Source organism: Flavobacteriales bacterium, from assembly GCA_016716605.1.
GTDB lineage: Bacteria > Bacteroidota > Bacteroidia > Flavobacteriales_F > PHOS-HE28 > PHOS-HE28.
This window is the reverse complement of record JADJWA010000001.1, coordinates 3,195,430-3,217,068: the sequence shown is the minus strand read 5'-3', so window position 1 is coordinate 3,217,068 and position 21,639 is coordinate 3,195,430. Positions and strand designations below refer to the sequence as shown.

The 21,639-nt window shown below is 61.9% G+C and carries 13 protein-coding genes; 7 read left to right on the top strand and 6 right to left on the bottom strand.

From position 1 onward, the window contains the following. The gene (locus tag IPM12_13030; protein ID MBK9148726.1) at nt 1-4,782 is read right to left on the bottom strand and encodes a gliding motility-associated C-terminal domain-containing protein; all 4,782 of its coding nucleotides are present in this window, start codon (nt 4,780-4,782) and stop codon (nt 1-3) included. A gap of 77 nt (nt 4,783-4,859) precedes the next feature. After that, on the bottom strand, nt 4,860-5,504 hold the full coding sequence (locus IPM12_13025; protein MBK9148725.1) for a hypothetical protein: 645 nt from the start codon (nt 5,502-5,504) through the stop codon (nt 4,860-4,862). A 30-nt stretch (nt 5,505-5,534) separates the two neighbouring features. Between IPM12_13025 and IPM12_13020 the strand changes: the two genes are divergently transcribed. Then, the gene (locus tag IPM12_13020; GenBank protein ID MBK9148724.1) at nt 5,535-5,858 is read left to right on the top strand and encodes a hypothetical protein; all 324 of its coding nucleotides are present in this window, start codon (nt 5,535-5,537) and stop codon (nt 5,856-5,858) included. A 7-nt stretch (nt 5,859-5,865) separates the two neighbouring features. Here the strand turns inward: IPM12_13020 and IPM12_13015 are convergent, their stop codons facing one another. Beyond that, complete coding sequence (locus IPM12_13015; GenBank protein ID MBK9148723.1) at nt 5,866-6,309, bottom strand: helix-turn-helix transcriptional regulator; 444 nt, start codon at nt 6,307-6,309, stop codon at nt 5,866-5,868. Nucleotides 6,310-6,631: 322 nt separating this feature from the next. Here IPM12_13015 and IPM12_13010 point away from each other — a divergent pair, with 322 nt between their 5' ends. The 6 genes from IPM12_13010 (at nt 6,632) to ettA (ending at nt 17,210) form a co-directional block, all read left to right on the top strand. After that, complete coding sequence (locus IPM12_13010; protein MBK9148722.1) at nt 6,632-10,861, top strand: right-handed parallel beta-helix repeat-containing protein; 4,230 nt, start codon at nt 6,632-6,634, stop codon at nt 10,859-10,861. A 731-nt stretch (nt 10,862-11,592) separates the two neighbouring features. Continuing rightward, nucleotides 11,593-12,381, top strand: a complete 789-nt coding sequence (locus tag IPM12_13005; protein ID MBK9148721.1) for a hypothetical protein — start codon at nt 11,593-11,595, stop codon at nt 12,379-12,381. Between the two features lie 78 nt (nt 12,382-12,459). Continuing rightward, complete coding sequence (gene folD / locus IPM12_13000) at nt 12,460-13,347, top strand: bifunctional methylenetetrahydrofolate dehydrogenase/methenyltetrahydrofolate cyclohydrolase FolD (GenBank protein ID MBK9148720.1); 888 nt, start codon at nt 12,460-12,462, stop codon at nt 13,345-13,347. Between the two features lie 49 nt (nt 13,348-13,396). Then, the gene (locus IPM12_12995) at nt 13,397-13,771 is read left to right on the top strand and encodes a hypothetical protein (GenBank protein ID MBK9148719.1); all 375 of its coding nucleotides are present in this window, start codon (nt 13,397-13,399) and stop codon (nt 13,769-13,771) included. A 10-nt stretch (nt 13,772-13,781) separates the two neighbouring features. Beyond that, nucleotides 13,782-15,392 carry a glycosyltransferase family 39 protein gene (locus IPM12_12990; GenBank protein ID MBK9148718.1) on the top strand — a complete coding sequence of 537 codons (1,611 nt, stop codon included), beginning with the start codon at nt 13,782-13,784 and terminating at the stop codon, nt 15,390-15,392. A 123-nt stretch (nt 15,393-15,515) separates the two neighbouring features. Next, entirely contained in the window at nt 15,516-17,210 is a 1,695-nt protein-coding gene (gene ettA / locus IPM12_12985; GenBank protein ID MBK9148717.1) for an energy-dependent translational throttle protein EttA, read from the top strand. A 64-nt stretch (nt 17,211-17,274) separates the two neighbouring features. On the opposite strand, the gene IPM12_12980 is transcribed toward ettA, so the two are convergent. Genes IPM12_12980 through IPM12_12970 form a run of 3 tightly spaced genes read right to left on the bottom strand, consistent with a single transcriptional unit; the run spans nt 17,275 to nt 21,615 of the window. Next, nucleotides 17,275-19,356 (bottom strand): DUF285 domain-containing protein, encoded by a 2,082-nt coding sequence (locus IPM12_12980; protein MBK9148716.1) that lies wholly within the window; start codon nt 19,354-19,356, stop codon nt 17,275-17,277. 24 nt (nt 19,357-19,380) lie between these two features. Beyond that, nucleotides 19,381-20,460, bottom strand: a complete 1,080-nt coding sequence (locus IPM12_12975; GenBank protein MBK9148715.1) for a hypothetical protein — start codon at nt 20,458-20,460, stop codon at nt 19,381-19,383. 36 nt (nt 20,461-20,496) lie between these two features. Beyond that, nucleotides 20,497-21,615, bottom strand: a complete 1,119-nt coding sequence (locus tag IPM12_12970) for a hypothetical protein (protein ID MBK9148714.1) — start codon at nt 21,613-21,615, stop codon at nt 20,497-20,499. Nucleotides 21,616-21,639: the final 24 nt, after the last annotated feature.

The following is a 21,639-nucleotide window of genomic DNA, read 5'->3' as shown; positions in this document are numbered from 1 at the left end:
TCAGCGCAGCACGTTCACGTGGCCCATCAGCTCCTCGGCCTTCGCGCCATCCTCTGCACGTGCGCGGTAGCGGATCTTCCAGATGTACACGCCATCGGGCACGATCTGTCCGCCGGCGGTGCAGTCCCATGCTTTGTCCGGATGGTCGAGCACCGCGATGCGCTCGCCCCAGCGATCGAAGATCTCGAGCGTGAAGTCGCGCAGCGGCCCGAAGTAGGAGACGCGGAACGAATCGTTCTTGCCATCATCGTTCGGTGTCACCGTATTGGGCACGTACACGATCGGGCCGCAGATGCCCTCTTCCACGCGCAGGCTCGCCGTGGCATCGATGCATTCGCCGGTGACCGCCACGGAATAGGTGCCCGGCGCCGATACGCTGATCCATTCCTGCGTGCTGCCGGTGCTCCAGAGGTGCTGCGCGCCCGCGAGGCCGGTTGACAGCACCAGCGGTGCATCGGGGCAATAGGAGCTGTCGGTGCCCAGCGAGAGCGAATCGATGAAGTCGGTCACCGTTACCTGCGCGGCATCGGTGGCGGTGCAGCCTAGGAGGCTGAGCGTGACGGCATAGGTGCCGCTGTTTGCTGCCGCGATGGTGTCCGCGCTGGCGCCGGTGCTCCAGGACACGCTCGCACCACCGGGTTGCACATAGAGCAGGAGGCTATCGCCTTCGCACAAGGTGTACGGCCCGCCCAACTCGGGCACGATCAACGGAACAACGGCGACGGTAACGGTATCAGAAGTGGTGCATGCGGCTTCCGTGACGTTCACCCAATACGTGCCTGCCGCATTCACTTCAATGCTCGCGGTGGATGCTCCATTGCTCCAAGCATAGGTGCCCAGGAGATTCGCGGTGAGCACTGCGCTTTCAGTGGGACAGATCTGGAGGTCGGGGCCCAGGTCGAGGCCTAGGGGATCGAATACCGCGATGCTGATCGCATCGGATGCGGTGCAGCCGTTGAGGTCAACCAACACGGAGTAGTCGCCCGCTGCATTCACCGTGATGGCTGAAGCGGTGGAGCCGGTGCTCCATGCATAGGTGGCACCGGGCTGGGCGGCAGAAAGGTCGATGGACGCTCCTGCGCACAAGGTGGTGTCATTCCCGAGATCGGCGATAGGCGCGGGTAATTGGATCACGTTGGCCACGTCTGAACTGGAGCATCCCGCAACGGTCACGGTGACGCTCACCGCGCCGGCGTTGCTGGTGGTGTAGGTGGCTGCAGTGCTGCCATCCTGCCACAGGTAGCTGGCGTTGGGGGTGGTGGCGTCGAAGGTGGCCGCAGCGTCGGGGCAGATCGATTGATCCGCACCGATGTCGAAGACCGGCAAGGGCAGGAAGCTGAGGGTCACTTCATCATCGGCCGTGCAGGCGCCCACTGAGGCCGTTACGCTGTATGTGCCGCTGGCCGAGGCCACGATGCTCGCAGTGGTGGCCCCGGTGCTCCAGAGGTAGGTGGCATTCGGCAAGGTGGCGTCGAGGGTGATGCTTTCGCCTTCGCAGGCATTCGCATCGGGGCCCAGATCGATCGCGCCAGGATTGAGCACCGCCACCAGAACCGTGTCAGAGACGATGCAGGCACCCTGGGTGATCTGCACCCAATAGCTGCCCGAAGCGCTCACCGTTAGCGTGGCTGCATTGCTCCCTGTGCTCCACAGGTACGCCGCGCCGGCAACCCCGGGATCGAAGGTGGCCTGATCGCCGGCGCAAAGGCTCAGATCGGGGCCCAGGTCGAAGGCCTGCGGCACCGTGAAGTCCACATTCACATCGTCCGTGGCGGTGCAGCCATTGAGATCCACCACCACACTGTAATTCCCATCGCCTGCCACTATGATCGAAGCGCTGGTCTCACCGGTGCTCCACATGTAGTTGGCGCCGGGCCATGTGGCATCGAGGACCAGTTGATCGCCTGCGCAGAGCTGCTGGTCCGGAGGCAATTGCACCTGTGGCATGGGCTGCACCACAATGCTCACGGTATCGCTTACGGTGCAGAGGCCTTGCGTAGCCTGAACCCAATAGGTGCCTGTTGCGCCTGCCGTGATGGTGGCCGAACTGGAGCCGGTGCTCCAGAGGTAGGTGGCACCGGGCAGAGCGGCGGTGAGCAGCGCGGTTTCGCCATCGCATAGCACGAGGTCGGGGCCAAGGTCCAAGGCATCGGGCGTGGCTTCCACGATGGTGATCTGGTCCGTGAAGGTGCAGCCGTTGATCGCCGTAAGCGTCACGGAGTACGCTCCGCCCTGCGCAACCGTGATGGCAGAGGTGGTGGCGCCGGTGCTCCAGAGGTAGCTCGCTCCGGCCAAGGAGGCATCGAGGGCGATGGCATCGCCGCTGCACAGGGTCTGGTCCGGTCCGAGGTCGATCACTGGCAAGGGAAGCACGGTCACTTGGATCGCATCGCTCACGGCGCAACTGCCTTGCGTAACGGTCACGCTGTAGTTACCGGTGGTCGCAACGGTGATGGTGGGTGTTGCCTCACCTGTGTTCCAGAGGTAGGCGGTGGCACCCGCAGTGGTGGCATCGAGAAGGAGCTGATCGCCGGTGCAGATCGTCGCGTCCGGCCCGAGGTCAACAGGCGTGGGTGCTTGCACGGTCACGGTGATCGCGTCGCTGGCCACGCATCCATTGGCATCAGTGAGTTGCACGCTCACCGGACCGGTGCTCTGCGCATTGTAGCTCGACAAGGTGCTCCCATCGTGCCAGAGGTAGCTGGCGCCGGCTTGAGCCACGTTCAGCAGCACGGCATCGCCCGGGCAGAGGGTGAGGTCGGGGCCGAGATCGACCAGCGCGGCAGGGAACGCGCCGATGGTGATCGCATCGCCCGCGCTGCAGCCGTTGGCGGTCACTGTTACATCGTAGCTGCCGGGACCAACCGAAATGCTCGGCGTCACGGCGCCCGTGCTCCAGGCATAGCTGCCTCCGGGCACGGTGGCATCGAGCGTGGCGCTGATCCCGGGGCACAGGCTGAAGTCGGCGCCGAGGTCAACCGCCGGAAGCGGCGTCACAGCGAGCACTACGGTGTCGCGCACGGTGCAGCCGTTGGTGGTGACATCGAGCCAATAGGTGCCCGCGGTTCCGGTGGTGATCGAATTGAGCGCAACGCCGGTGCTCCACAGGTAGCTAGCACCGGCCACGTTGGCACTGAAGGTGGCGTTATCGCCCGCGCAGATGGTCTGGTCAGGCCCAAGGCTGAAAGCAGGAAGCGCGTAATTGAACAGCTCCATCGCGTCCGAGGCGCTGCACCCGTTCACGGTGACCTGCACGCTGTAGGTGCCCGGCGCATCCACGTCGATGGCGGGGGTGATGGCGCCGTTGCTCCATGCGTAGCTGGCCCCTGGGCTGGAAGCGTCGAGGGTGATCGTCGTGCCGGGGCACACGGTCTGGTCCGGCCCAAGGTCAACCACCGGCAAGGGCACCACCACCAGGTCCATGTTGTCCGTGGCCGCGCAATTGCCCAGCGTAACGGTAACGGCGTAGTTGCCCGTGGCGGTGGCGATCAGTGTGGCATCCGTGGATCCATCGCTCCAGAGGTAGGTGGCACCGGGCACCGTGGCATCGAGGAGCACTTGCTGGCCCGCGCAGATCTGCTGGTCTGGTCCGAGGTCGAAGACCGGATAGGGGTTGTAATCAACCACCACCTCGTCGTAGGCGGAACAGCCGTTCACCGTGACGGTCACCCCGTAAATGCCATCGGCATTCACACCATGCGTGGGGCCACTGCTCCCATCCATCCAGCTGTAGCTGGCGCCGGGCGTGGTGGCATCCACCACCGTTACGTCACCCGTGCACAATTGCAGGTCGGGGCCCAGGTTGAAGACAGGCAACGGGTTGTAGCCAACCGTGATGGCGTCGCTGGCCGAGCAATTGTTGGCGGTGACGTTGACGCTGTAGTTGCCCGCGCTGCTCACGGTGTAGGTGGGATCGGTGCTCCCATCCTGCCAGAGATAGCTGCCGCCCGGCACGGTGGCATCGAGCAAGAGGGTCTCTCCATCGCACAGCGTGGCATCCGGACCAAGGTCGAAGGCGGGTAACGGGGTCACGAACACCTCGATGTCGTCCGAAAGCGTGACCGTGGCGCTGATGCTCACATCATCGAATCCGAAATCGTTGCCGATGCCGTGGCCGCTGCTCACTTGCACGCAGAAGTCGGCGTTGGTGACCCCGGCCGGCGCGGTCCATGTGGTGCTGAATTGCTGCCAGACGCCTTGCTGGCTGGGCAGCTGCAGGTCGTCACCGGTCCATTGATTGTTCACGAACACCGCCAGCAGCGGTGCGCCTTGATTGGCCAATGACATGGCCCGGAAGCTGATCGTGTATGTCTGGCCGGGGCACACCGGATGGGTCTGGCACCAGAAGCGCCAGCCGGGGTGCATCCAACCCGCGTTCACCATGAGGAATTGGCCGGTGCCCGTGCCCTGCCATTGGTTGTGCAGGAGGTTGGCATTCCAGCCGATCCAGTAGTTGCCATCGGTGGTCAGCGGCATGGCGTAGTTGAACATGCTGGTGAAGCCCGTGTTGCCGCTGCTGAAGTTGGGGTTTACGGCCAGGTTGCCTGTGGGATAGCTCACCGTGCAGGTGTACACGCCGGCGGTGCTCATCGTGGTGTTCTGCGTCGCATCGCCGTTGCTCCAGCTGTAGTTGGGGAAACCGGGTGGGCCGTTGAGCTGTACGGTTTCGCCCTGGCAGATGGTCTCATCAGGGCCAAGCACGATGGCGCAGGCCGGGGGCTGCGCCAGCAACGGGCAGGCAGAGGCGATCAGCGCCAAGGCGATGGTTATCCTGCTGAACATCCGGCGATTCGGGCCTGTGGCCGTTGGCAAAGGTCGGGCCGCTGGAACAACTTTCAATAAGGCTGGTCTGGTAGGTATCAACGGGCGATGAACACACGATTGACGCCTTCGAGCCGCAATTCGTCCACTGTGCCGAAAACACGCTTCAGATTCGAGAGGACCTTATCGCACCGCGCCCCGCTCTGGTCGTCGTAGTCCACAGCATTGAAGCACAGGGTGCCGGTGCACCGGTCGCGCAGGGCGTGGGCGAAACCGAGCGTGTCGGTGCCTGGCGCCAGGTCTAGGTCGTCGAAGAGGTCCACCAGCACCAGGTCGAAGCGGTCCTTGAGGGCGTGCACCTGAACCGTGGCATCACCCTCGATCACCGTGAGTGCAGGCCAGCGCGCGAGGCCGAACCAGCGCCGGCCGGCATCGATCATCACCGGGTCTATCTCCACGGCCGTGATGGGGCAGGGGAGCCTCAGCTCGCGCCGCAGGATGCTCGGCACGCTGCCCACGCCCAGCCCCAGCAGCAGCACCGAGGCAGGGGGCGCATCGCGCAGGCCCAGATACGCGAACACCGATCGCCACACGCGATGCAAGCTGCCGAACGACTGGTTGCCGCGCGCGCTGTTGAGCACCAGCCTGCCGTACTCGTACCGGGCTTCCAGCAGCCCATACCGACCCGCCATGCGCGCTGAGGGCATCGGCCATATCAGGCTCATGATCCGCTTCAGCAGCATGGGGCAAAGGTGGGCCACCATCTTTGCGCCATGCGCCACCTCATCCTGTCAACCGTGTTCATCTTGTTCGCCGCAGCCCTTTCCGGGCAAGTGGTGCACGATTACGCTTCCGTGGAATTCTCGCCGGGCATCCGCAAGCTCGGGGTCTTCGGCACCGGCATCCCGGCCAAGGTCATCGACCTGAAAACGGTGAACATGAGCAAGCGCGACCTCGACATGCTCAACTTCTTCGAGGAGGTGCAGGCCATGGAGCAACAGGGCTGGGAAGTAGCCGGCCACGATGTGGTGGCGCTGGATAAAGGGATCCACATGTATGTGTGGACCTTGCGACGGTTGAAGGCAGCCACTCCCTGATGCTGGACTAAATCGCTGAGAAGCAATCAGTTATTACCCCCCCCCCCCGGGGGGGCTCGTTCTTGGGCTTACGCTTCTTCCTCCGGGCAAGCTTCGCGGTGAGCGCTTCCAAATAGAGCTCGAAGCCGCGAATTAGAGTGCGTTCCTCGGTCTTGGTCAGCTCGGGTTTCTTCTTGCCCGATGGCTTCGCAATCTGGTCGATGTGAACGATGCGTAAGGCATCATCGGCTGGTGCCGAAGCTGATTCCTTGGTTGGCGCTTCGTCATCGCTCAACCAGGAGCGAATATCAACGCCGAGCACTTTCTGGATCCGCTCCAGGATGTGCGGCTTCGGATGCGGATTGCGCTCCAAGCGCGAGTAGCTGCTCTGCTCCATGAAAAGGCGCTTTCCCATCTGTTTCTGGGTGAGCTTGAGCTCTTCGCGGAGTTTCTTGAGTTTCTCGGTGAACATGGTCCAGGGGAGTTGCGATGGCTTGGATAGGGCCCTGGTGCCTCAGTTGCCCGTAAGTGGAAATAGAATGGGATTGCATAGCGATGCGAGTATAGCGCTGAACGGGGAGCCCGAACAAGCGGCGATGCGCATACACGCCGCATTCTATACAGGTCTGGACCCGCCTATGCGCATACAGGTGCGGGTTATGCACGGATCGTCGCATGCGGCGCTCAATCACGCATCAACCCTGCATGCGTTATGCGTGCTTATGCGCCCGTCGCTCCGAAAGGTTTGATGGCGGCAACTCCGCCGCACCAAAACCCTTTTGATCATGACTAAGATGACGTCATCCCGCTGGAAAGCGGGACGAACCGCCGCTTTCGCGGCAAGCCTGGCCGCGTGGTGCGGTTGGGGCGCGATGGAGGTGAGGGGGCAGGCTGATGCGTGGATCACGGCCACGGCCACGAGCAACGGCAATGGCAATTGGTCGAATATGCTTGGCACGCCGGGAGCGGCTGTGGCCCTGCCAGCGCCGGGCGGATCCTTGGGCTACAACGGCCAAGCAGCGCGCTACTCTCAGCACATCCGCACCAACGGAAGCGGGCAGCTCATCTTTTTCGAGGTGGATGGTAACCTGTATGATGGGGATGGGTATTTGATTGCTGATGCGCGGGCAGGCACCAATGCCAACCCGCAATGCAATCAATGCCTTGAGCCGGGTGTCATGGAGTTCCTGAGTGTTCCAGTGCCTGGACTGTGCGGAGTGTACTTCTTGCTTGCGCACAAGGTGGCGGTGGTTTCAAGTTCCGAGTACCACATCCAAGTTTCCGTGCTCGACATGAACGCCGAGAACTCGGATTACGCCGTGCCTGGCACCTGCACCAGGCGGGGACGGCTTTTGAGCTTCGATACGGAGATCGCCACGCTGCATCCTCAACTCGGGGATTGGGTGAACACGACTGAATGCAGCTTCGAGAATATCGGGATAGCGAGCGGGAACCAGATGGCCACCAGCGATAGGGTGAGCAAACTCGCGACGAACCCGCTGGGCAAGAGCCAATCGCCTATGCTACGAGTAGTCGCAGGCCCAACGTCGAACTCCCCGTCCTGGCTGTTCGCTGTTTACACCACCCGCACGCTGGTATTCAAGATCAGCTCCTCGGGCATCCACCAAATCTCTCCAATGGCCGCCGGAGTTGGCGCACCGCCTGATTTGAGCTCCGTGCCTACTTACCATTCGAACGATGTCTTCACGGCGAAGCAGTTCTATCGCGATGTGGACGCACGTTTCACTGCGAACGGCGACATCCGGCTGGTTCAAACCGGCGGCTACGGTTACACCGTTTGGGGCGACCCTACCTATCAGCACTACAACCTCATCACCATGCGCTTCAATTCAACCACGGGCATGCTGGTTCCGAATTCCATCCAGGGCTTCTCGCTCTTCGAGCCAGCTCCCGATGGCTGTAATCCCGGCCCCGGGAATACCGGATTGGCAGGATGCGCCCTGCGACCTGGTGCGGCAGGCGCATACGTGGTTGGTGACTTGACCAGCGATTGCGTGTTGAATACCCCGGAGTTCGGCTACTTGGATTTCGCGAGCGGCGCATTCACGGACCTGACCGCTAGCGTGCCCAACGTGAGTAATTATACGACCGCACGCTTCTATCGGAACCGTGGCATTGGAGGAGTTGGTGAGGCCATTTATGTACCCGTGAGCAACGGCGTGGACATCATCAGCGGCATCGGTGACCCCGGAACCGTGACGAGCACAGTGAATGGTCTGTCAGGGGCGGTGCCGCCTTTGCACGTTGACCAGCCCGGCCAAAACAGCGGCAACCTGCAGCCCCGGTTCTTGAACACGGCCATCCAGGATGATCGGCACCTGAGCGCAGCAAGCATCGAGGCCTGCTGCGCCTATTTCCAAACCGTGCCAGGCGCCGTGGTGGGCGGCCACACCCAACTACCCGGCATGCAACAGACCTGGACCGCGGCCAGCAATCCCTACCAGCCCGGAAGCGCCAGCATGGTCTTCACATGCGATCTGATCGTGGAATTCGGCGCGGTGCTCAACCTGAACAGCCTTACGCTGAGATTCACCGACAATGCCAGGATCATCGTTCGCAGGGGCGGGCGGCTCACCACGAACAATACCACCATGACCAGCATCAATTGCCCGGGTGCGCGATGGCCGGGCGTAAGGGTGGAGGGGAACACCAGCAACAACTCGCAGCTGGGATTATCGCAAGGGCGATTCTGGATGACCAACAACAGCGTAATCGAGAACGCCGTGGTGGGCACTTGGTGTGCGCGGGAGTCAGCCAATGGCGCTATCGACCCACAGTACTATGGCGGGGTGATCATCTCGAATTCCAGCCACTATCGCAATTGCATCAGCGGTGCGCGAGTGGAGAATTACCACCGCTTCGAGGGTGGTTCGGTTGAGCTCGATAACCTGAGCAGCTTCTCCACCACTTCGTTCAGGACCACGAACACGTGGCCAGCTGGTCCACCGCCGTTCCGGCATGCTCAGGTGGTGAACTGCCGCAACGTGCGCTTCACCAATTGCAACTTCGTGAACGAGATACCCAATGCCTTCGCAGTCACGCAGCGCGGACGCGGCATCGTTAGCCGGCAAGCCCCATTCCGGTGCGCGGGGAACATGCTCACCAGCAGCAAATTCGAGAACCTCGAAGTGGGCGTGCTCGCCATGTGGATGCCCGCAGGCATGATGTACACGGTGAACGGCATGACTTTCAATAACAACTTCAAGGGCGTGGTGGACATGGGTACTCGTGATGCTGTGATCATCAACAACAAGTTCAAGATGCTTGCCATGCCTACGCCCTTCACGCAGGTCAGCATCGGCATACACCTCTTCCAGAGCAACGGCTACACCATCGAGCGCAATACCTTCATGGACCAAGGCACAAGCGTACCCAGCGCGGGCATCTGGTTCATGGGTCCTGCCTTCCAGGAGAACCAGATCTACGACAACACCTTCACCGAAATCAACATGGGCTGCGTGGTGCAAGGGCGTCATTTGGCTACCGGCGGCATTGATAAGGAAGGCTTGCAGATGCTCTGCGGCGACCACAGCGGCAACCTCGTTGACCAATGGCTCTGGGCCGATGGCTACATCAAAGAGAACCAAGGCGGCAGCAGCAATCACCCTTACGCCAACAACCGCTACTTCAGCACGCCGAATTGCGGCACCACCTTCGAGCCTTACGTGCTGCCCTGGCACCCCTTCGACTCCTTCGTGGAATACCACCACTGGGACTGGAACGGGGACCTTGACCCGGATCCGGAGATGCGGCCCGAATGCGTCGAGGATGAGAACGGCGTCTCCATCACACAGACCGGCGTGATGTACGATTTGACGCGATACTTCATGCCCACGCAGTTCGACAAGCTTACCGATTGCAACCGTGGCGAGTTAGACGCCATCTTCGGTAGTGGCCCACAGCAGCTTGGGCAGCTGGTTACCGCTTACCGCGACAAGATGGTGCAACTCCGCAGCGCCGAGGCCACCTACACTGGCACCGTGGACCATGGCTACACTCAAGACCTGGAAGTGGCCATCAACTATCAGCCCTGGCACCCCAGCCATTACCTGCGGGACTACATGCTGGCCAAGCACCCGTTGAGCGATGAGGTCATCAAGGCTGCCATCCATCGTAGCGAGCCGTTGGACCCCTGGCACCTCACCCAAGTGCTCATCCAGAACAGCCCACTCAGCCCGGCTATGTACAGCGAACTAGAACTAACCGCCGTACTGCCTGCGTTCTTCCACAACATGCTTTTGCAGTACAGGGAAGGAGTGAGCCTTCGTTCCACGCTCGAAGGCGAGATCAGGACGCGGCAGGTGGAGAGTGCGCGGCTGCTGCACCAAGCGATCTGGGCCATGAACGACGACAGCCTGACCGTAGGCCTACGTGACTCCTTGTTGACCATGCTCATGGAGGACTCCACCCAAGCTGGTCTGGCCAGGCGCTACCAGCTCCATCTGGACGAACTGGACTACGCGGCAGCGGCGAACATGGCTCCTGCCCTCTTTGTGAATGAATGGACCGATGCGCTGGCGCAGTTCGCCGCGATTCAAGAAAGCGTGCAAGGCGATTGGCACAACACGGACCCCGGCCAGCAGGAGGTCCTGCTGAATCTGGCCTTCGAGCATGCGCCCTACGTCGGGGCTTGGGCTTGGTCCGCACTGGTGGAGATCGGCGCCTTGGACAGCCTTCCCTCGCCAGAAGTGATCGAGGCATTCAAGAGCATGCCATTGCTAGCTGTAAGAGCGGGCAAGTTTGGTCCGGTAAGCGCCCCTTCTATGGCCGCTTACCCCAACCCGGCGCACGACCTTGTGCAGATTACCTACGAGCGAGGCATGGAACACGGTAACTTGCAGCTGTTTGACGTTCAAGGTCGCCTGATGATGGACATCCCGCTCAATGGCCAGCTTGCTTTCTGGGAGGTGCCAATTCGTGGCTTCGCCGAAGGACTATACTTGGCTCGGATCACATTGGATGGTTTCGTCCTTGGTGAAACCAAGTTCTCAGTTGTGAAATGAGATTGGTCACTGCATCCGCAATGAGTCTCGGCCTTTGGGCCGGGGCTCATTGCGCCGCAGCGCAGGGATTCATTCGACACTTTGACGCCGAACAAGCCGAAAAACCTGGTGCCTGCTTTTCCGTACGCGAGGTTCCTGCTGGCTACTTGTTATTCTGCTCTCAAGTGAGCAACGATGGCACCAACAGAACGCGGCTGTTCACCCGTGTGATTGATGCGGGTGGCGAGCAGATCAACGAGAGGGAGTTTTTCGCAGGTGTGCAACGGCACTATATCACCGGCACGATTGATCCAGTAGCCAATCGCTCTGATGGGACCTTTGCAGCCCCGATTTTCGACATCAGTCAAGGCTTCGATATGCGGACAAGCCTATTCATTCTTAATGTGCTTGGCGACACATTGTCAACACGAGTTGTGCTAAATTATCCGGTGTCGGACAGCTTACTGGTTACACCCAATCAAGTTAGAATATGCGCTGATGGTGGCGCTTTTCTCTGTGGAAGTGCTGATTTCTATTCGCCTCCCTCTGCATTGGCGGAAGCCCTTTTGGTTCGATTGGATCAGCTTGGCGACACGCTTTGGACGCGGCGCTACAGCCCTACACCGCAAAGCACCTATCGAGGTTTCGGCGTACTTGAGTTCAGTGATGGAGGCGCCGTCATGATTGGTTCTCGTGACCAGAGCTTTGCATTAGATGAGTATTTCATTTTGCGCACCAACCCCCAGGGTGCGATGCATTGGATCCGCTACTTCGGCAACCGAGCGAATGCCACTGACGCAGCCGTTCGGTTGGATAGCGACGGCAACATCATCACCTACTCAGCATACAAGGAATCGAGCTATCCGACCCTTTACGGGCAATTCATGCTCACCAAATGGAGTCCGAGTGGCGACATCATCTGGCAGAAGCGATCGCACTATGGCAGGAACTATTACGTGGGCGACTTCGAGGTACTGCCGGACAACTCGATCATCGCGGTCGGCTCGCACGATGGCGGCGGGGAGCTCATGCGCTTCAGCGCCGAGGGAGATAGCCTGTGGACTAGGCAGTATGTGGCCTTCGCAACCAGCGAGCGCCACCGCCTCTTCGATGTGGAGCCCACCAGCGATGGCGGCTTCGTGGCGGCGGGCAGCTGCGACCAGTACTGGGGCGATCCCACGCCCAACCTGGAGACCGAGTGGATGATCAAGACCGACAGCCTGGGCTGCGTGGTGCCGGGTTGCCACACGGCGGGCGTGCAGGAGTACGCGTTGGACCTGAACCAGTACCTGAGCATTTCGCCCAACCCCGTGGCCCCCGGTCAGCCGCTGCACATCAGCTTCGAGCCGCCACCAACGTTCACACCGAACGGCCCGCTGCGCTTGGTGATGCTGGATGCGCTGGGGAGACACGTGCAGGAGGAACATTTGCGCGGCACAGCCGGACAACTGACAACCGGCAACTGGCAGCCGGGCCTTTACTACATGCACATTGCCGATGCGAAGCGGTGGCTTGCGGGTGGCAAGGTGGTCGTGGAATAGGGGGCGCCGAGTCCACCAACTCTGCCCGCTGCCCAGCTGTTCGGTTGCCGACATCACGCAATTCCGTAGCCTTGTAGCATGAGTGAAGTGGCCACCTACCAGTTACTCGATGGCCGTGCCTGCTCCGATGCGCTGAAGCAGCGGATTGCTCTAGAATCTGCGGAAGTGCTGGCCAAGCGCGGCCGTGCCCCGCATCTGGCGGCCGTGCTCGTGGGCGATGATGGCGCGAGCCGCACTTATGTGGAAGCGAAGGTGAAGGCCTGCGAAGCGGTGGGCTTCAAGAGCTCCTTGATCCGATTGCCCGCATCCACCGCGCAACAGGAACTCATCAAGCAGGTGCAGGCGCTCAACGCCGACGCTGAGCTCGACGGCTTCATCGTGCAGCTGCCCTTGCCTGATCACCTCGATGCCGATGCGGTCACCCTGGCGATCGACCCCGCCAAGGATGTCGACGGTTTCCACCCGGTGAGCCTGGGCAACATGGTGCTGGGCCACGATGGTTTCCTGCCCGCCACGCCCAGCGGCATCGTGGAGCTGCTGCGCCATTACCGCATCGCCACCAGCGGCAAGCACTGCGTGGTTGTGGGCCGCAGCAACATCGTGGGCACGCCCATGAGCATCCTCATGAGCCGCAACAGCGATCCCGGCAATTGCACGGTGACCCTGGCGCACAGCCGCACCCGCGATCTGGCCGCCGTGACGCGCGAGGCCGATATCCTCATCGTGGCTGCGGGCAAACCAGGGCTCATCGGCGCGGCCATGGTGAAGCAAGGCGCCGTGGTGGTCGATGTCGGCATCCACCGTGTCGACGACCCTTCGCGCAAGAGCGGCTTCCGGCTCCTGGGCGATGTGCGCTTCGAGGAAGTGGCGCCCAAATGCGCGTGGATCACGCCCGTGCCAGGCGGCGTGGGCCCCATGACCATCGCCAGCCTGCTGCTCAACACGCTGAAGGCGGCCCAGCGCTAGGTGAAGCCAACGTTTCTGGGTTCGGCCGAAGCCCGGTACTTTCGCCACCATGCGCAGGCATCTTTGGAAAGCGGTCGCCGTCTTGGCCATCGTGTTGTCGATTGCGGCCTACTTCCGGTACTGGTGGGTGTTCGGCACCGGCGTGAAAGCCGGCGAGCTGAATTACGTGGTGCATAAAGGCGTGCTCTTCAAGACCTACGAGGGCAAGATGATCCAGACCGGCATCCGCAGCCAGGCCGGCACGCTGCAGAGCTTCGAGTTCCTCTTCTCGGTGGAGCACCCTGAAGTGGCGCAGCGGCTCATGGTCAACAGCGGCAAGCAATTCAACCTGCATTACCGGGAGTACCTCGCGGCACTTCCGTGGCGCGGGCACAGCAAGTACGTGGTGGACAGCATCGTGAGCATGCAGGACGTGAACCGCTAACCCAGCGCCCTTGGACCACAGGACCTCCGGATACCACGAGCCCACCAAGCCGAGCAGCCGGCGCTCCAGCAGCATCAAGCACCGGTCGCGCGGAAGGTCGAAGCGCAAGGAGCGTGAGCAGGGATCGGCCCTTCATTGGTTCAAGCACGATTTGCGCGAGGCTGTGCAGCGCTATTCCAAGCAGACCAGCGCCGCGCACAAGCGCTTCACGCTTCTGTTGATCCTCGCAGGCACCGCCCTGCGCGCCTGGCTGCTCAACGAGCCGGTCACCATCGATGAGGCCAATATGTACATCTCGTTCGGCACCCAATCGGTGGGTACCATCCTCACCGACTACAGCCTGCCGATCAACCATGTGCTGCACACGGTGCTGGCGAAGCTGAGCACCTCGGTGTTCGGGATCAGCACCCTGGCCATGCGGCTCCCGGCCTTCCTGGCCGGCGTGCTGGCCATGCCCTTGTTCTACATGCTCGTGCGGAGCCTCTTCAACCGCTACATCGCCCTGATGGCGCTGGCCATGGTGGCCGGTTGCCCGCCGTTGATCGAACTGAGCGCGCTGGCCCAGGGCTACAGCATCACCTGGTGCGCGCTGCTGGCCGCACTGCTGGTGGCTCGCCATCTGGTGCGTGAGAACAATCCGTGGAGCGCGGCCTTCATGGGCCTCTTCCTCGCCTTGGGCATGTGGAGCGTGCCCAGCATGGTGTACGGGGCGGCCATGAGCTACCTCTGGGTGCTCTTCACGCTGCTGGGCAAGTACCAGCGTTCGCTCAGTGAACGGATGACCATGCTCGGCCTCTCGGTGGTGGTGCTCTTCCTGGCCACCGTGCTCTTCTACATCCCGGTGGTGATGGAGCACGGCGTGGACGGGCTCTTCCACCACGTGAGCGAAGGCGATCGCACCTGGGACACCTTCAGCGCAGGCTACGCCGACCGCGTGATCGACTTCTGGATGTACGCGGCGGATGCCTCCTACGATTGGGTGCTCGTGCTCGGCTTCGGCGGATTGCTGCACGCCACCTACATCTCGGGCAAGTTCCGCGCGATCATGTTCGCCTTGCTGCTCGGGTCGGTGCCGTTGGCCATCGGGCTGCGCGAGGAAGGCGGCGCCTACACCTGGTCGCATGCCATCTTCTTCTTCTGCATCGGATCGTCCATCGCGCTCTTCTACCTGCTGAAGCTGATCCAGGAGAAGCTGGTGAAGAGCATGGGCAAGCGCAGCCGCACGGCCTGGGCCGCGCTGGGCCTGCTGATCCTCTTCGGCTCGGGCACCGGCGTGGCCAAGGACCGCATGGGCCATCAGGCCGAGACCCGCCCCGGAGCAGCGTTGATCCTGGCCACCTTGAAGCCCGATGACCGCCTCTGCTTCGACGCGCGCTGGGAGCGCATCGTGAGCTTCGAGCTCCTCGCCCAGGGCATGCCGCTCGACCGCTTGAATCAGGTGATCTCCTACAAGGGCGCCATGCCCTCCGGATCCACCTTGCTGCTCGCCTTGGGCAAGCGCGGAGGTCCGAGCCCCACGGAGGCGATCGGGCGCTGCGGATTGCCGGCCGACGGCTTCGACGAGCCCGTCCACTTCAAAGAGTGGCCGCGATTGGAGATATTCGCGGCCCGAAAGCGCTAGAAGCTCCTTGCTGCTTGTTCCATCGCTGAGCTGGGCTCAGTTGCTCTCCACGAGCATTGGATGAAACATCCGGTCATTCCGAGCAAAGCGAAGGAACAACCTGCAACCTCCAACCGCCAAACAATGTCCGAAGAAGGCCGCCAGATAATCTTCAATATGGTGAAGGTGGGCAAGACCCTGCCCTCCGGTAAGAAGATCCTCAACGACATCTACCTCGGCTTCTACTACGGCGCCAAGATCGGCGTGCTCGGCCTCAACGGATCAGGCAAGTCCACGCTGATGCGCATCATCGCCGGCAAGGAGAAGAGCTACGAGGGCGATGTGCACCTGAGCCCCGGCTACTCCATCGGCCACCTGGAGCAGGAGCCCGAGCTCGATGAGAGCAAGACCGTGATCGAGATCGTGCGCGAGGGCGTGCAGGAGACCATGGACCTGCTGAAGGAATATGAAGACGTGAACAACAAGTTCGCCGATGAGGATGTGCTCGCCGACCCGGACAAGATGGACAAGCTCATCGCGCGGCAAGCGGCTTTGCAGGACAGGATCGAAGCGAGCGATGCGTGGAACATCGACCAGAAGCTGGAAGTGGCCATGGATGCGCTGCGATGCCCCGAGGGCGACACGGCGATCAAGGTGCTCAGCGGCGGTGAGCGCCGTCGCGTGGCGCTGTGCCGATTGCTCTTGCAGAATCCGGATATCCTCTTGCTGGACGAGCCCACCAACCACCTCGACGCGGAGAGCGTGGCGTGGCTCGAATTGCACTTGCAGCAGTACAAGGGCACCGTCATCGCCATCACGCACGACCGCTACTTCCTCGACAACGTGGCCGGTTGGATCCTGGAACTCGATAGGGGAGAAGGCATCCCCTACAAGGGCAACTACACCACCTGGCTGGAGCAGAAGACCGCGCGCCTCGCGCAGGAGGAGAAGCAGGAGAGCAAGCGCCAGCGCGTGCTGAAGCAGGAATTGGAATGGGTGCGCAGCAACGCCAGTGCGCGCCGCACCAAGAGCAAGGCGCGCTTGCAGAACTACGAGAAGATGCAGAGCGAGAGCGTGAAGGAGAAGGAGGCGAAGCTGGAGATCTTCATCCCCAACGGGCCGCGCCTAGGCGACAAGGTGATCGAGTTCAAGAACGTGAGCAAGGGCTACGGAGACCGACTGCTCATCGACAACCTGAGCTTTGCGCTTCCACCTGCGGGCATCGTGGGCATCATCGGTCCGAACGGTGCCGGTAAGACCACGCTCTTCCGCATGGTGATGGGCCTCGAGAAACCCGACAGCGGCAGCATCAGCATCGGCGAGACCGTGCAGATGGCCTACGTGGACCAGAGCCACAAGGACCTGGTGGCCGACAAGACCGTGTACGAAGTGCTCACCGGCGGATTGGAGAACATCACTTTCGGCAACGTGGTGATGAACTCACGCGCCTACCTCAGCCGCTTCAACTTCAGCGGCACCGACCAGAACAAGAAGGTGGGCATCCTCTCCGGCGGCGAGCGCAACCGCCTCCACTTGGCCATGACCGTGAAGCAGAGCAGCAACGTGCTGCTGCTTGACGAACCCACCAACGACCTCGATGTGAACACGCTGCGCGCGCTCGAAGAAGCGATCCAGGATTACAGCGGCTGCGCGGTGATCATCAGCCACGACCGTTGGTTCCTCGACCGCGTGTGCACGCACATCCTCGCCTTCGAGGGCGACAGCCAGGTGTACTGGTTCGAGGGCGGCTTCAGCGAGTACGAGGAGAACCACAAGAAGCGCTTGGGCGGCGATATCGTGCCGCACAGGATGAAGTACCGGAAATTGGTGCGGGGGTGATCGCACCTCACGGAAAGGCAAAGCCCAGCGATGAGCCGGGCTTTGTGTTGCATCAAGCCTTCTTCTAGGGCAGCTGCGCGTTCCGTACCGCGGTAGGTACGCTGCCACCGATGTTCTGCAGGATCGGATCGCGGTCGTTGTCCGTGCCCACGTACTTCACCTCACCATCCAGGTTCACGTCCTCGGCGCGGTACTCACCGGTGAGCACGGTGGTCGGCACTGTGCCGCCGATGGCCACCAGGATGGGGTCGCGGTCGTTGTCCTGGCCCACGTACTTCAAATCACCATCGAAGGTGACATCGCCGGCCCAGAGCAGATACGTCCCAGCGATCACCTGTTGCGCTTCCGCCCCGTAGGTCGCCGTGCTGCCATCGGTGAAGTCCACGGAAGCTGCGGTGCTGGTCAAGGCCACCGGCGCAAGGGTCATCACGCCCAGGTGGTTGCGGTGGATGATGCTGATGAAGTAGCTGTCCGACGGTACGCCGAAGCTCACTGACGAGAAGCCGTCCACATCCACCACATCGCCATCGGCTTGCAAGAGCGCTGCACGACTTTGAAGGACGTTGGTGTTGTCGTTCTTGTCGCGCAGTTCCAACACCACCCAATCGATGATGGCATTGCTGCCGGGGAAGTCGAGGATGGGTTGCGTGGTGCTCTCGCCACCACCACCCACGAAAGAGTAGCCGAGCGCCGTGTAGGGTTCGCTCAAGGGCACCAAGCCGTTCGCGCGAAGCCCATCATCCATCAACCCGGTGCCGCTGTTGTACGGCCCTTGCAGGAAAACGCGGAGCGCCACCGATACGCCTCCGCATGTCGGCGACAGGCCTGCATCATTGATCGTCCAGCCGTAGGTTGCGATGAGCGTGTTCCGCGCCGCTTCACCCAGGCAATAGTGAAGGCCCGTGGCGCCGAGCGTCTTGTTCACCGGGATCTGCGTTTCACCCGCGTCCAAGGTGCTCCACCCGATCAGGGTGGCATCATAGTTCGCGGTGGACATTCCGCAATTGTTCAACACGTTGGGGAAGTTGGTCACCTGGCTGATGTCCCAGGCCCCCAGGTCCTGGTCGAACGCGGTGGCCGCACTGAACATGGTGCTGAGGCTCACCGCACCGAAGGTCCATTGGTCCAGCGGTTGGTTGAAGGCGGTGGCCTGGGAGAACATGGCGAAGAAGTTCACGGCACTGTGCACATCCCAATCGTTCAGGGGCTGATCGAACGCATCGTTCTGTGTGAACATGGTGTTGAAGAACTGCACCTGCCCCACGTCCCACACGCCGATGGGCTGATCGAAGCTGTCCGCATTGGAGAACATGGCCGCCATGGTCGTTACCTTGGACGTGTTCCATCCCGAGATGTCCCGGTTGAACGTTCCGGCCAACGTGAACATTCCCGACATGTCGGTCACACTGTCGGTGGCCCACGTGGTCACGTCCCCGTTGAACAGGGTGCAGCCACGGAACAGGCGTGTCATGGTGGTGATGCCAAGGACGTCCCATTGGTCCAGGTCGGCGGTGAGCGCGATGCAATCCATGAAGCATTCGCTCAGGTCGGTCACTAGGGAGAGGTCGGGCGCATCCGTGGCGGTGAGGTTCATGTTGCTGCAGCCTTTGAAGGCACCCGCCATCGAGGTCCATGGCGTAGCCCCCCATTGGTCCACGGAAAGCAGCTTCAAGCGATCGCCCGCCCCGTTGAAGAAGATGCGCGGGAACGCCCCGGTGATGCGGATGGTGTACGTGCCCGGAACACCGAAATCGTGGGACACGCTGCCGGTGACGTTGAACTGGTCATAGACCCCGTCGTTGTTCCAGTCCAAGTGGTAGAGGTAGCCAGCCCCGGTGGTGGGTATGGTGATCTCCGTGGAACCACTCGTACCGGTATTGGCGGTGTTCCAGGTGGTGATGAAGGGCGCTGGCAATGCGCTGGGGAAGGCACCGCCGGGCTGGTGGAAGCCCTGCGTGAGCACCAGCTGGCCGTTGTCCAGGGTGGTCACCATCGGCTCGCCGAGGGTCCAGTCCAGGGTCATGTTCCCGGCCGTGCCGGTACCACCCGTGGTGGCCACCACGGTGGGGCTCGCCGATTGGGCGTTCGCCGCGCAGTTGGCCATCAACAGGCCCAAGGTGAGGAGGTAGCATCGGAAATGGCTCATGTGCTTGATCATTGGGGACCTGGGTTAGAAGAACTTGACCGTGCGGATGCGGCCCGATGCTCCATTGCCATACTTGACGTCCGTGGGGGAACTCCCAGAGTTGAAGTTCACCTGCCATGCGAAGCTGGCGCCGGCTTCCGAAGACGTGAGGTAATAGCTGCTGGTGAACCCGCCCAGGCTGTTCAGGTGGAGGTTCGAATAGAACTGTAGCACTTCGTCCCTTGAGGGCCAGTACCATCCGGAAGGAGCCGCGGACAAGACGGCCGATGCAGTTGTATAGGGCCCGCAGGTGGGATGCGCCGCCACGGTGGTGGTGTTGGTGGCACCGGTGAACAAGCCTGTGGAGGTGCCTCCGATGAAGGTGGCCTCGCAACTTGGGTCGGTGACCCACTCCACGGTATTTGACCACAGATCGGATGGGGCGGCCACGAACCCCTGGCAGGTGTTGGGGTCCAGGTAGGCGATCAGGCCGCCCAGGTAGCTCTTGCCCCAGAGGGAATCCAGCGGCACACCGCTGTTGGCGATCTGGCAGGGGGTATCACCATTGTTCAGGCGCTCTTGCACAGGACAAGGGCCCCAGCGCAGGCTTCCCCCGCCGCAATAGGTGAGCGAGAGGTTGACGGAAGTAGGGGGAGGAAGCGATACCCAATCGATACCGTTCCAATACCGGATCTCGCCCGGCGCGTTACCCTGCGGGCCGGCCTTGGTGGCATAAAGCGCATACGGCACGCTGAGCAGTTGCTGCACACCAATGGTGGTGTAGGCCGTGCCGCCGGCGGGGTCCAGGCCCACTTCCACGAAGTAGGGCCCCGCGCTCCAATCGATGGCGCTGAAGGTGCCCGCGGTCGGTGTGCCCTCACCCACGGCCACCGTGAAGAGACCCTGGGCGTTGGTGGTGGGGCTGTGCGTCTCCGCGTACACCACCGTACCGCCGGCGCTGCCCTGGTGCAGCTGGAACTGCACGCCCACGGCGGTGTTCACCACCAGCTGACCGCCGCCATCGCGGGCCACGGCCTGGTAGCGGAAGGCCTCGGGGGTTTGGGCGTGTACGACCGAGGCGAGCAACACCGCGCTCACGGTCTGGAGAATGATCTTCGTCTTCATCGCTCTTGGGAGGTCATTAATTCCATTAAGGGTGGCTCAGAAGTTCTTGACGCCGCGGACGTTCAGATAGAACTCTTTTGACCACCCTATGCTGTTCCCATTATTGAAATCGACAGCCCATGCGACGCTTGAAGAAGCTTCTGATGAGCTCCAATACGCTGTGGGCTGGAAATTCCCAAGGCCGTGCAGGAATAGGTTGGTGTAGCAAGCCAACAGGTCATCACGTGAGGGAAGGGACCATGATGGTCCGAACACGTAGGACATCTCTTGTATCACGTTGGTCAGATCGCAGCCGGGTAAGCTGGCTATGGCCAATGAATTGGCTGGACCCGTCAATAGTGCTGTGGAAGTGCCACCGACCAAGGTCTGATCGCAGACACCCGTACCTCCAGAATCTTCCATCCAGTAACTGACAGTTTCATTCCCGGTCACTACGAAGCCTTGGCAGGTATTGGGGTCCAGGTAGGCAATGAGCCCGCCGAGGTAGTTCTTGCCCCAGAGGGAATCCAGCGGTACGCCGCTGTTCACGATCTGGCAGGGTGTTTCGCCGGCGTTCAACCGGGTCTGCACGGCGCATGGTCCCCATTGCAAGGTTCCTCCACAGCTTGTCAGGCTCTGGCCGCTGGGTCCCAAGGGCAGGTTCACCCATGCGCTGCCGTTCCAGTACCGGATCTCACCCGGCGCGTTGCCCGGCGGCCCGGCCTGTTGCGCGTACTGTGCCGTGTCCGCGTGTTGCGCCGTGCTCGCCCCCTTCGCCTGCAAGGCGTACGGCACGCTCAGCAGCTGCTGCACGCCAATGGTGCTGTAGGCCGTGCCGCCGGCGGGGTCCAGGCCCACTTCCACGAAGTAGGACCCGGCGCTCCAATCGATGGTGCTGAAGGTGCCGCTGGTGGGGCTGCCCTCGCCCACGGCCACCGTGAAGAGGCCCTGCGCGTTGGTGGTGGGGCTGTGCGTCTCCGCATACACCACCGTACCGCCGGCGCTGCCCTGGTGCAGCTGGAACTGCACGCCCACGGCGGTGTTCACCACCAGCTGGCCACCGCCATCGCGGGCCACGGCCTGGTAGCGGAAGGCTTCGGGGCTTTGGGCACCGGCCGCCCACGGCGCAAGGGCAAGCAGATACACGGCAGCGGAGGGGATGGAGCGGAGGGACATGGTCGTTCGAGCGTTCATGAATGC

Excerpts from the sequence above, each read along its gene's own strand:
- IPM12_12980 (MBK9148716.1), bottom strand. The coding sequence starts at position 19,356 with ATGAGCCATTTCCGATGCTACCTCCTCACCTTGGGCCTGTTGATGGCC.
- IPM12_12995 (MBK9148719.1), top strand. The coding sequence starts at position 13,397 with ATGCGCAGGCATCTTTGGAAAGCGGTCGCCGTCTTGGCCATCGTGTTG.
- IPM12_13005 (MBK9148721.1), top strand. The coding sequence starts at position 11,593 with ATGCATTGGATCCGCTACTTCGGCAACCGAGCGAATGCCACTGACGCA.
- folD (MBK9148720.1), top strand. The coding sequence starts at position 12,460 with ATGAGTGAAGTGGCCACCTACCAGTTACTCGATGGCCGTGCCTGCTCC.
- IPM12_13010 (MBK9148722.1), top strand. The coding sequence starts at position 6,632 with ATGACGTCATCCCGCTGGAAAGCGGGACGAACCGCCGCTTTCGCGGCA.
- IPM12_13015 (MBK9148723.1), bottom strand. The coding sequence starts at position 6,309 with ATGTTCACCGAGAAACTCAAGAAACTCCGCGAAGAGCTCAAGCTCACC.
- IPM12_12975 (MBK9148715.1), bottom strand. The coding sequence starts at position 20,460 with ATGAAGACGAAGATCATTCTCCAGACCGTGAGCGCGGTGTTGCTCGCC.
- ettA (MBK9148717.1), top strand. The coding sequence starts at position 15,516 with ATGTCCGAAGAAGGCCGCCAGATAATCTTCAATATGGTGAAGGTGGGC.
- IPM12_13030 (MBK9148726.1), bottom strand. The coding sequence starts at position 4,782 with ATGTTCAGCAGGATAACCATCGCCTTGGCGCTGATCGCCTCTGCCTGC.
- IPM12_13020 (MBK9148724.1), top strand. The coding sequence starts at position 5,535 with ATGCGCCACCTCATCCTGTCAACCGTGTTCATCTTGTTCGCCGCAGCC.
- IPM12_12970 (MBK9148714.1), bottom strand. The coding sequence starts at position 21,615 with ATGTCCCTCCGCTCCATCCCCTCCGCTGCCGTGTATCTGCTTGCCCTT.
- IPM12_13025 (MBK9148725.1), bottom strand. The coding sequence starts at position 5,504 with ATGCTGCTGAAGCGGATCATGAGCCTGATATGGCCGATGCCCTCAGCG.